The sequence below is a fragment of the Maribacter sp. 6B07 genome (assembly GCF_002700155.1).
In the GTDB taxonomy this organism is placed as follows: domain Bacteria; phylum Bacteroidota; class Bacteroidia; order Flavobacteriales; family Flavobacteriaceae; genus Maribacter; species Maribacter dokdonensis.
The window spans coordinates 985,345-997,471 of the sequence record NZ_PDUT01000001.1; the positions used below are offsets into that span (position 1 = coordinate 985,345).

At 37.1% G+C, this 12,127-nt stretch carries 6 protein-coding genes; 5 read left to right on the forward strand and 1 reads right to left on the reverse strand.

The features are described from left to right. Positions 1-157 precede the first annotated feature (157 nt). The 5 genes from CSC80_RS04195 to CSC80_RS04215 all read left to right on the forward strand — a co-directional run bounded on the left by CSC80_RS04195 (position 158) and on the right by CSC80_RS04215 (position 10,642). Complete coding sequence (locus CSC80_RS04195; protein ID WP_099189976.1) at positions 158-1,249, forward strand: carbohydrate-binding family 9-like protein; 1,092 nt, start codon at positions 158-160, stop codon at positions 1,247-1,249. Further along, a complete protein-coding gene (locus CSC80_RS04200) occupies positions 1,233-2,357 on the forward strand; it encodes a family 10 glycosylhydrolase (RefSeq protein ID WP_099189978.1) in 1,125 nt (374 codons plus the stop codon). Before CSC80_RS04195 ends, CSC80_RS04200 begins: the two co-directional genes overlap by 17 nt. Before the next feature lie 144 nt (positions 2,358-2,501). Then, entirely contained in the window at positions 2,502-5,603 is a 3,102-nt protein-coding gene (locus CSC80_RS04205) for a SusC/RagA family TonB-linked outer membrane protein (protein ID WP_099189980.1), read from the forward strand. 9 nt (positions 5,604-5,612) lie between these two features. Then, positions 5,613-7,184, forward strand: a complete 1,572-nt coding sequence (locus CSC80_RS04210) for a SusD/RagB family nutrient-binding outer membrane lipoprotein (protein ID WP_099189982.1) — start codon at positions 5,613-5,615, stop codon at positions 7,182-7,184. A 119-nt stretch (positions 7,185-7,303) separates the two neighbouring features. Then, a complete protein-coding gene (locus tag CSC80_RS04215; protein WP_099189984.1) occupies positions 7,304-10,642 on the forward strand; it encodes a VCBS repeat-containing protein in 3,339 nt (1,112 codons plus the stop codon). On the opposite strand, the gene CSC80_RS04220 is transcribed toward CSC80_RS04215, so the two are convergent. Further along, positions 10,643-12,076 (reverse strand): sulfatase, encoded by a 1,434-nt coding sequence (locus CSC80_RS04220; protein WP_099189986.1) that lies wholly within the window; start codon positions 12,074-12,076, stop codon positions 10,643-10,645. Positions 12,077-12,127 lie beyond the last annotated feature (51 nt).

Sequence of the window (12,127 nt, forward strand, 5' to 3'; positions counted from 1 at the left end):
TTGTAAAATAGAAAAGCAACTTCATCGCTTAGTTTGTGCATTCAAAAACTTTAGAAAAGCTTAGTAAAATACAGAAGTAGCAGATTATTCACTACTTACATTTTTCTATTCTTAGGATTATAAGATCATCAACTAGTACAGGACAGACTATTAAGCTATGGATATAATCAATAAAAAATCTTTAAAAACTAAAAAAGCCATAGCATTATTATTGTTTCTACTATACCTAGGAGCAATTTCCCTAATGGCCCAAGAAACACCACGCTCATATATTGCTGAAAATACAGTTGAAAACATATCCATAGATGGCAAAATGAATGAGAGTGCATGGCAGACAACCACTTGGTCTAGCGATTTCATTGATATTGAAGGCACTAAGAAACCTACGTATAACACAAAATTTAAAATGCTATGGGACCACCAATACATTTATTTTTTTGCAAAAATTGAAGAACCACATATTTGGGCCACATTAAAGCAAATGGATACCATAATATTTTACAATAACGATTTTGAAATATTCCTGGACCCAGATGGCGATACGCACAACTATTACGAATTTGAAATAAATGCCCTAAATACCATATGGGACCTCTACTTATCAAAACCATACAGAAATAATGGGCACGTTACCGATGCTTGGGATTTTAAAGGCATTAAAACCGCCATACATTGCAACGGCACATTGAACAACTCAACGGACATAGACCAAGGTTGGACTGTAGAAGTAGCCATACCATGGTCTTTTACTACAGCCCCAGGTGGAACTACCAAAGTACCGGAAAATGAATATTGGAGAATAAATTTTTCTAGAGTAAACTGGGATTTTGATCTTGATAATGGTACGTATTCTAGAAAAAAAGATAGCTATGGTAATTTTTTACCAGAATACAATTGGGTATGGTCACCACAGGGAGTCATTAATATGCACGAGCCAGAACATTGGGGATATGTCTATTTCAATAAAGGTAGCAAAACCACCAAATTCGATATACCTGATGATGAACATATAAAATGGTATTTATACAAACTATATAGAAATGTAAAGACCAAAAACGACCAAGAATGGTTGTCCATACACGGGGAACTGCAAAAAAAGCCGATTTTAATACAGGGCAAACCGGTTGTTGCTGTTTTAGAAAAGAACAACTTTGGCTTTAACATATGGGCAAAAAGCCCATTCACGAACAACAGACTAATTATACATACTGACGGAAAATTTACAACTGACTATGACCAAACCAACTAAGTTTTTACAGGCATTACTTCTTGTACTTATTACTCTTTTCATCTCATGCGGAACAAATGAACAAAAAAAAGAGAAAATAGCCACTACAGATACTTCATCTAACACTGAGACATTTAAATTATGGACATGGATTACTGCTGACAAAGCACGGACAAATGAATCTTTTGATGAAGAGTTTAAAAAGTACGGAGACAATGGTATTAATGCAATACTTATAAATACCTACGGAGATCCAGAATTACTGGCTAGGTTGGTACCAATAGCCAAAAAATACAATTTAGAAGTCCATGCTTGGATGTTCACTATGAACCGCCCTGGCGATAAAGTTGCAGAACAGCATCCGGAATGGTATGCTGTAAGTAGAGATGGCAAGTCTTGCTTTGATGAACCACCCTATGTAGGATATTACAAATGGCTTTGCCCCACAAGAAAAGAATCTCGCGAACACATACTAAGTTTAATTGAAGGATTGTCAAAAGTAGAGGGTGTAGCAAGTTTCCATTTAGATTATATTAGATACTCGGACATTTTTTTACCTATAGGTCTTCTTCCTAAATACAATTTAAAACAAGAAACGGAATTGCCCAGATATGACTTTTGCTATTGCGATGTTTGTACTTCGGAATTTGAAAAAGAACATCATAAAAACCCAAATGATTTTAGCAATCCGGCAATAGATATGGAGTGGAAAAACTTCCGTTTAAACAAAGTAAAAGCCATTGTAGACGAAGCATACAAGATTACGCATGCAAATGGCAAAATACTTACCGCAGCGGTATTTCCTTATCCAGAAATGGCAGACCACATGGTTCGTCAACGTTGGGATAAATGGAAAATAGATGCAGTTCTACCCATGATTTACAATGTCTTTTATAATGAAGAAATAGATTGGATCGGGTATGCAACCCAGCAAGGTGTTAATGATTTAAAAGGGAAAAACACTGAGTTACATACTGGCATATATGTGCCGGGCATGACACCAGAACAATTGCAGGAAGCTATACATCAATCTATTAGCAACGGTGCAAAAGGAGTATCTTTCTTTGACGGACCTGCCATAACTGAAGAACAATGGCAAGTAATTAGAGCATCACAAAACCCTCAATAATTGTTTCATTCCTAAAAATTTCCTTTTTATTAACATGCTGTTAAGCTTTTCATAATTGTTATTTGTCGAAATTTTTGATAATTAACTGGAATATGGCTCACCTTATGACAGTATTTTATACAAACTAACTTAACTCAAATATTTATGAATAAAAAAATCTCAAGTTTTTTGACCGTTGCTGTGCTGCTGTTTTTTCAAGCAGTAATAGGTCAAGACAAGACCGTATCTGGTGTAGTCACAGATGACACCGGTTCACCTTTGCCAGGTGTTAACGTCGTTGAAAAAGGCACAACAAATGGAACTTCTACTGATTTTGATGGTAATTACTCCATCAACGTTGATGCAAATGCTACATTGGTTTTCTCTTCTTTAGGATACAAAACCAAAGAAGTAGGAGTAAATGGTAGATCTACAGTAAACACTTCAATAGCGGAAGATGCCAGCGAATTGGACGAAGTAGTTGTTACAGCACTTGGTATACGTAAAGAAACCAAAGCATTAGGATACTCCTTAACTGAAGTAGATGCCGAGGAAATTGCAACCATTAAAACTCCAAATGCAATTAATTCTTTACAGGGTAAAATTGCAGGTGTAAACATCTCTCAAAATGCTACTGGTGCCGCCGGTTCTAGTAGAGTAGTCATTAGAGGTGCAAGTTCATTATCCGGTAACAACCAACCACTTTATGTAGTGGATGGTATTCCTATCGGAAATGGTAATAACGGTTCTGCCAGTTTATGGGGTGGATCAGATGGTGGGGACGGTATCTCTAGTTTAAATCCAGATGATATTGAATCTATCTCCGTATTAAAAGGTGGTGCGGCTTCTGCGCTGTACGGTTCTCGTGCTGCGGGTGGTGTTATTATCGTTACCACAAAATCCGGTAAGGGCCAGGAAGGTTTTGGTATTGAAATAGGTAGCTCAGTAACCTTTGACAAGGTAGACACTTCATTACAAGATTTTCAAACAGAATATGGACAAGGAGTTAGAGGTGTAAGACCATCTTCACAAAGCGCCGCATTAGAAGCAGGTAGTTCTTCATGGGGAGAAGCTTATGACGGTGTAAATTCTCCTCAATTCGATGGTGTTTCAAGACCTTACTCCTATTTAGGTAACAATGTTGACAAATTTTATAGAACAGGGTCTACTTTCATTAACACGGTTGCCATAACCAGTGCTAAAGAAAATTTGACCTATAGACTTTCTGCATCTAATTTGGATAATGCTGATGTATTACCAAATGCAGGATTGAACAGAAAATCTTTTTCTTTCAACTCCAGTGCTATTTTAGGAGATAAGATAACTAGTAGCGTAAATGCCAAATATATTATAGAAAAGGTACAAAACAGACCTAGACTTTCAGATTCACCTGGTAATGCCAACTTTTCAGTGGCTTTACTTCCAGGTAATATAGATGTAACTACATTACAGCCATCTACCAATCCTGATGGTTCTGAAAGACAATTCTCAAACAATACATTTTCTACCAACCCGTATTTTGCCGCTTATAATTTCAATAATGAAGATGTTAGAAATAGAATAATTGCATCAACATCCCTTCGTTATGATATATTGAATTGGCTATCGCTAACCGGTAGAATTGGTATTGATAATGACATTATCAGAAGAACTTCCGTTGAACCTTTCGGTACGGCTTATAAACCATTGGGAGGCATTAACGAGGAAGAAAGAAGATACAATCAAGTGGATGCCGATTTAATTTTAGCGGCAGAAAAAGATATTACAGATAAGTTTGCCATTTCTGCATTAGTAGGTGCAAACAACAACCACGTTAAATCTGAAAATTTATTTTTAGGTGGTAACGACTTCATTGTTCCAGGCTTAGAAGACATAGGCAACACAGTTAGCCAATCTCGTAGCAGAGAATATTCGGAAAGAAAAATTGGTTCTGTGTACGGTTCGTTGGAATTATCTTATGACCGTTGGGCATATGTAACGTTTACTGGTAGAAATGACTGGTTTTCTACGTTATCATTCCCTGGCAAGACTACACCAAATGATGATTTCTACCCTTCTGTTAATGGTAGTTTAATATTATCAGATGCTTTTAATATGCCTTCTTTCGTTAGCTTCTTAAAATTAAGAGGTGGTTATTCAGAAGTTGCAGGTGGTGCTCAAGATCCTTATACATTGGCTTTGAACTATGAAATTTTCGGAATTCCGATCAGCGGTCAGCCATTAGGTAGAGTTTCCGGTAGCATTGTTCCTAATGCCAATTTAGTTGCTTTTAGCAAAAGTGAAACGGAAATTGGTTTAGATATGAGGTTCTTTAACAACCGACTATCTTTTGATGTTGCTTACTATAGCAATGAAACCACAAATGATATTGTAGATGTATCAACATCTATATATTCTGGTTATACCGGTGCTAGCGCAAATCTAGGTAAGGTTACTAATGAGGGTATTGAATTCCTAATTAGTGGTACGCCGATCAGAACTAATGACTTCTCTTGGAATATGACCGTAAATGGTGCTTATAATGAAGGACTGGTAGTAGCTACAGATGATGTTAATTCTGACGTTAACTTAGACGAACCAAGAACACAGAACGTAAGAATTACCCACATTGTTGGTGAAACTTATGGTTCTATAGTTGGTGTTTCTTATGAGCGTGATGATAACGGTACCATAGTTTATGAAGTAGGTGATGATGGTGTACCTAGAGCTGTTGAAGGTGAGCGTAAAATCTTAGGTGAGGGTGTACCTCCATTAACGTTAGGTTTTTCAAATTCATTTACTTACAAGAACTTTAACCTTAACTTCTTGATAGACGGAAAATTTGGCGGACAGATCTTTTCTGGTACCAACACTATACTTTATAGCAATGGACTTCACAAAAACACTTTAGAAGGTAGAGAAAATGGGTTGACCGTATCTGGTGTTGACCAAACCGGGGCTGCATTTACTACGACAGTGGCACCTGAAAATCTAGCTGACTATTATGGTGAAATTGCAGATATCGCAGAAGAATTCGTTGAAGACTCTGATTATATAAAATTCAGACAATTAAGCCTAGGTTATTCATTACCAAAGAAAGCCTTAGACAATGTATTTTTAACCAATGTTAATGTATCATTAATCGCTTCTAACTTATTCTACATAAAAAGAAGTGTAGATAATATTGACCCGGAAAGTGCATACACTGTTGGAAACTCACAGGGTCTGGAATATTTTGGAGTTCCTTCTTCTAGAAGTTACGGTCTAACTATCAATGTAAAGTTTTAAAAGAGAACTATGAAAAAATCAATATATATACTAATGTTTGCACTACTTTCTGTAGGTGCATGTGATGATGGTTTTGAAGATTTGAATGTAAATCCAACAAAACCTACCCAAGTTGCTGCGGGTAATAAGCTAACTGCAGTGATGAAATTTATATCTAGTGAAAGATATGACAACTGGAGAGCGGCCATGATCTATCAATCTACCATGATGCAACATGTAGCTACAACTGCCGGTTACTGGAGTGGTGATAAATATACATGGAACAAAGGTTATGCTTCATCTTTATTGGATCGCTATTATGAGAATGCCATTAAATCAATTGAGGATTTGACCTTTCAATTAGAAGAGGAAGAAGCTCCTGAAGAAATGAAGGCAATTGTAAAAATACTACGTGTCTTTGCTTATTCTAGACTTACCGATTTATATGGTGATGTACCATATAGCGAGGCTGGTAAAGCAGTTATAGAAGGTATTTTTCTTCCTAAATATGATGCGCAAAGCGAAATTTACCCAGATTTGTTAAATGAACTGGAAGAGGCTTCTGCTGCATTAGGCTCTGGTATTTCTGAATTTGGTTCTGCAGATGTAATCTATAATGGTGATCAAGCAAAATGGAAAAAGTTAGCTAATTCCTTGATGTTACGTTTAGGTCTTAGGTTAATTAAAGTAGACCCTACCGCTTCACAAGCTTGGGTTACAAAAGCAATTGACGGAGGTGTAATGACATCTAATGATGACATCTTTTACCTACAACATGATGCCGACAATAAAAATGGTATTGGCGAAGTGTTTACGGCTGATGGAAATCCAAGAATGAGCGATACATTCATTAATTTATTAAAAGATGCAAATGACCCAAGATTAACGGTATTGGCATCATTACCTGCACAGAAAATAATTTTCAAAGAAGACCCTGATAACCCTGGTCTGTTCATAGAAGATTATAGAGAAGATAGAACAGTTGAGGAAAGACTAGATCCAGACGCACAAAGAGGTCTGTCCAATGGTAAGGATCTTCCTATGCTACAAGAACAAGATGTTGATCTTGATAATCTTTTTAGCAACTTAAACGACTATTCTGAGCCTAATCGTCTTTTAATTACCTCAGAAACTGCCCCTATGATTTTTCAGACTTATGCAGAAGTAGAGTTTATGCTTGCAGAAGCAAACGTAAGATGGGGTCTTGCAGGTGATGCAGAAACACATTATAACAATGGAGTTACCGCTGCTATGAAACAATTATCACTTTATGGTGATGCCGGTATTATTGCAGATGCCGACATTGCAGATTATCTTGCTGCCAATCCTTATGATTCGGCTAATGCACTAGAGCAAATCAATACACAATATTGGGCTGCCACTTTCTTAAATGAATATGAATCTTTCTCTAACTGGAGAAGAACCGGTTTCCCGGCACTTACACCGGTAAACTACCCTGGTAATGTTACCAACGGTACTATACCAAGAAGATTAACGTATTCTGAAAGTGAACAAAGTAACAACCCTGATAATTATGCCGCTGTAATAGCCGCACAAGGTCCAGATGTTCTTACCACTAGAGTGTGGTGGGATGTTGAATAATAACAATTAAGTTTGGTTTTTGAGTGAAACCTCTCATAATAGTTTTGAGTTAATTTTTTATTGAGTTTGAAAAGGAGAGGAAACTCTCCTTTTTTTGTATAAAATAGTATCTTGTAATCATGAAAATTAGGCATTTATTATACTTCTGCTCCTTACTCGTTTTATGTTGTGAAAATGCTCCTGAAGAGACCAAGGCAACACCAAAATTATTTACACTTCTCAGTTCTAATGATACAGGAATTGACTTTAATAATATTATTAAAGATGATAAGGATAAAAACATATTTGCCTATGCCAATTTTTATGGCGGGGCAGGTGTTGGTGTGGGCGACTTTAACAATGATGGACTGCAAGACATCTTTTTTGCAGGAAATATGGTTCCTGATAAATTATATCTGAACAAAGGAAATTTGGTTTTTGAAGATATTACCCTAAAAGCTGGCATCAAAAATTTTGATGGATGGTCTACCGGGGTCACCATTGCTGATATCAATAATGACGGACACCTAGATATTTATGTTAGCAGAGAACTGTATGATGAAAACCCGGAGTGGCGCAGAAATTTGGTGTACATTAACAATGGAGATGGCACTTTTACAGAAAAAGCCAAAGAGTTGTCCATTGCAAATACCGAAAGAACAAGACACGCAACATTCTTAGATTTTGATAAAGACGGACTATTAGATCTTTTTCTATTGACCCAACCACCAAATCCGGGAAGTCTTTCTCAATATCACAGTGCGAAAAATTTACTCATACCGGAATATGCACTAAAACTTTACAAAAACAATGGTTCTACGTTCAAAGACGTATCCAAAACTGCAGGTATAGACCGCACCGGTTTTCCAAATGCCGTATCGGCAAGTGACATTAATAATGATGGATGGCCAGACCTCTATGTGGCCAATGATTTTTATGCACCAGATTTTCTATTCCTTAATAATCAAGACGGTACGTTCACAAGCATTGAAAAAAACGCTTTAAAACAAACGTCTTACTATAGTATGGGTGTAGATGTAGCCGATATCAATAATGACCAAAATTTAGATGTATTTGTACTGGATATGGTGTCTGAAGATAATTTCAGATTAAAATCTAACATGAGCGGTATGAACATTGGTGCTTTTTGGAAAGTAGTAGAAGACGGTGGAGGATATCAATACATGTACAATACACTACAGCTAAACAACGGTAATGAAACCTTCAGTAACATTGCCCAATTTACCGGCATGTCCGCAACAGATTGGAGCTGGTCTAATCTTATAGCCGATTTTGACAATGATGGTCTAAAAGACACGTATGTCACCAACGGATTATTGCGTGATATTAGAAATACAGATGCGGATAAAAATGTAGCCCATTATATAAATACCACTAGAGCACAATGGCTACAGAGCAATCCCAATGCCCAAAACGTAAAAAGCATATGGGATATCGTAGACCTTGAAAAAGCGGTAAGCATGGTCCCATCCCAACCTTTAAAAAACTACGCCTATCAAAATTTGGGCGATTTGGAATTTAAAAATACTTCCAACGAATGGGGTTTGGACAATGAATCTTTCTCCAACGGATCAGCATATGCCGATTTAGATAACGATGGTGATCTAGATTTGGTGGTCAATAATATCAACAGTGAGGCATTTATTTACAGAAACAATTCGGAAGCAAAACCAAACAGTAACTATCTAAGAATACAATTGGTCGATAAAAACAACAGACCAACATTTGGAACTAGGGTAAACATATACACTCAAAATGGTGTACAAACCTTAGAATCCACAAACGTACGTGGTATTTATTCTACCAGTGAACCTACGCTACATTTTGGATTAAAGAATTTGACACAAGTAGACAGTCTAACGGTTGTTTGGCCTAATGGAAAAAGTACTGTAAAAAGAGACATCTCGGCAAATCAATTGTTAGAAATTTCATCTGACGAATCTAAAATTTTAGACGTTAAAAATGAAGGAACGGATAAGACTCTTTTTGCAAATATGACCGATGTTTTTCCTGCAAAATTTAAACATCAAGAAAATCAATTCGATGATTTTGAGAAACAAATACTATTGCCACATAAGCTTTCTCAATTTGGACCAGCCCTGACCGCGGGAGATATCAATGATGACGGATTGGATGATTTTTATATTGGCGGTGCCGCTAACCAAGCACCTACCCTATTCATTCAACAAAAAGATGGCAATTTTGAAGAAAGTCAGGTTGTATTTTGGCAAAAAGAAGCTGGTTATGAAGATGTAGATGCCCTATTTGTGGACATCAATAATGACGGATTAAAAGATTTGTACGTGGTAAGTGGTGGTAATGAGTATCCAAAAAACGATTTTCACTATACGGATAGAATCTACCTAAACCAAGGTAATGCGACCTTTAAAAAAGGAGCCATTTTAAATGCTAACAGAATTAGTGGCTCTGTAGTAAAATCCGCCGATTATGACGGTGATGGTGATATGGACCTTTTTGTTGGTGGCAGACATACTCCGCAACAATACCCAAACCCATCTTCTAGCATGTTATTGGTAAACAACAATGGGCAATTGGTGAACCAAACAGAATTATTATCCCCACAATTGTTGCAAATAGGAATGATTACCGATGCCATTTGGAGCGATTATGACAATGACCAAGATTTGGATTTAATGATTGTAGGCGAATGGATGCCTATTACCATTTTTGAAAACAATAATGGTAACCTAGCAAAGGTTGAGAATGAAAACTTTACATCTAGCTACGGCTGGTGGTTCAGCATAGAACAAGGAGATTTTGACAATGATGGAGATTTGGATTATATAGCAGGGAATTTAGGTCTTAACTACAAGTACAAAACCAGCTCTGACAAACCTTTTGATGTATATTATAATGACTTTGATGCCAATGGTAATGCAGATATTGTTCTAGGATATTACAACAAGGAAAAACATTATCCATTAAGAGGGTTTTCATGTTCATCGGAACAAATTCCTGCCCTAAAGAAAAAAATAGTAAAGTATGATGCCTTTGCCTCTATGGAGCTAAAGGATGTATATGGTGAAGAAAAACTGAAAAACTCCCTGCATTACAGCGCAGACACTTTTGCATCGGTATACATTGAAAATCTAGGCAATGGTCAATTTAAAATAACGGACTTGCCCAATGTAGCTCAACTATCTAATCTCAATGATATGCTTGTAAGGGATTTTAACGGCGATGGCACATTAGATGTTCTTGCCATAGGCAACTTATACGTTTCAGAGATAGAAACCCCTAGAAACGACGCTGGAACAGGACTACTGTTATTGGGAGATGGTAATGGGAGCTTTTCTGCTAAAAGAGGGTCAGAGATAGGATTCTTTGCAGATAGGGACGCCAAAAAACTGGTTACCTTAAGCAATGTTCAAAATGACTATTTCTTGGTGGGCAATAATGATGATGTCCTTCAGATTTTTGAATTACAGAAAAACTAATTAATCAATACGCCCGGGAGACCGGGTTTCACTACCCTTCATTTCTAAAAGGGAATCGCCCAATTTGGCTCGCATATCATCCGCCAATTTTTGTATGGTCTTTACCACTTCTGGATGAGCTGCTGCTACATCGGTAGACTCGCTTTCATCCTGTTCCAAATCATAGAGTTCAATTTGCTCTAAATCGATCATTTTATATACCCCGGGCAATCCTTCTTTACCGGGGGTTTGTCCGTTCATAGTTCTGTACTTGTGAGGAAAATAAAGCTTCCATTTCCCATACCGCACCCCAAATAGCTCATTTACGCGATAATAAAAGAAATAGGCTTCTTGCGGACTCTCATCTGTTTTGCCTGTAAATAAAGACCATGCGCTTTTACCGTCTATCTCTTTCTCTGGCAAAGGGGCATTGATAACCTCTGCTATTGAAGGTAAAATATCTATTGCCATAACAGGTGCCTCAATAATAATTCCCGCTTTTATTTCTTTCGGATATTTAATGATGAACGGTTCACGTTGACCACCTTCCCAACCGGTGCCCTTACCCTCTCTAAAAGGCAAAGCACTTCCGGAGTGATTTCCGTATGCTAACCATGGTCCATTATCAGAAGTAAAAATAATAATGGTATTTTGGGTTAATCCATTCTTATCAACAGCCTTTATAATTTCACCTACAGACCAATCCAATTCCATGATAACATCACCGTACAATCCTCTTTTAGATTTACCCTTAAACTTATCGGACACAAATAAAGGTACGTGGGGCTGAGGATGCGGTACATACAAAAAGAATGGATTTTCTTTATTACGATTAATGAAGTCAACACTACGCTCTGTAATCTCAGTAGTCAAATTCGTTTGATCCGTTAATGTATCCAATACCTTTTCATTCTCATAAAGAGGCAAGGGACCAAAATTAAAAATAGGACCTTGCTGCGGATGTAACGGCCACATATCATTGGAATAAGGTATGCCATAATATTCATCAAACCCATGATTATTGGGCATAAATTCTTTTGTATCTCCCAAATGCCATTTTCCAAAAATAGCCGTAGCATACCCTTCCGCTTTCAATAATTCGGCGAGGGTAGTTTCATCAGGATTCAAACCTACTTTACTATTGGGCATAAAAGCGTTATGAATACCGATCCTATTAGGATATGTCCCCGTTAATATACCTGCCCTTGAGGCGGAACACACAGCTTGAGCAGCGTAAAAATGGGTAAGCATTGCACCGTCTTTAGCCATTTGGTCCAAATTGGGAGTATCTATGTCGTGAGCACCAAAAACGCCCACATCATTGTAACCTTGGTCATCCGTAAAAATTAAAATAACATTTGGTCTATCATTGGCAGCAACTCCGGTTTTCTGAGCCAAAAGACGCTGCCCCATAACCAATAGGAATATTATAAAGCAAATTGACCTTGAACTCATAACTATTATTTTGACTCCATTAATGGACATTTTTCAATCCCGTTTCCACTT

Excerpts from the sequence above, each read along its gene's own strand:
- CSC80_RS04205 (WP_099189980.1), top strand. The coding sequence starts at position 2,502 with ATGAATAAAAAAATCTCAAGTTTTTTGACCGTTGCTGTGCTGCTGTTT.
- CSC80_RS04220 (WP_099189986.1), bottom strand. The coding sequence starts at position 12,076 with ATGAGTTCAAGGTCAATTTGCTTTATAATATTCCTATTGGTTATGGGG.
- CSC80_RS04210 (WP_099189982.1), top strand. The coding sequence starts at position 5,613 with ATGAAAAAATCAATATATATACTAATGTTTGCACTACTTTCTGTAGGT.
- CSC80_RS04195 (WP_099189976.1), top strand. The coding sequence starts at position 158 with ATGGATATAATCAATAAAAAATCTTTAAAAACTAAAAAAGCCATAGCA.
- CSC80_RS04215 (WP_099189984.1), top strand. The coding sequence starts at position 7,304 with ATGAAAATTAGGCATTTATTATACTTCTGCTCCTTACTCGTTTTATGT.
- CSC80_RS04200 (WP_099189978.1), top strand. The coding sequence starts at position 1,233 with ATGACCAAACCAACTAAGTTTTTACAGGCATTACTTCTTGTACTTATT.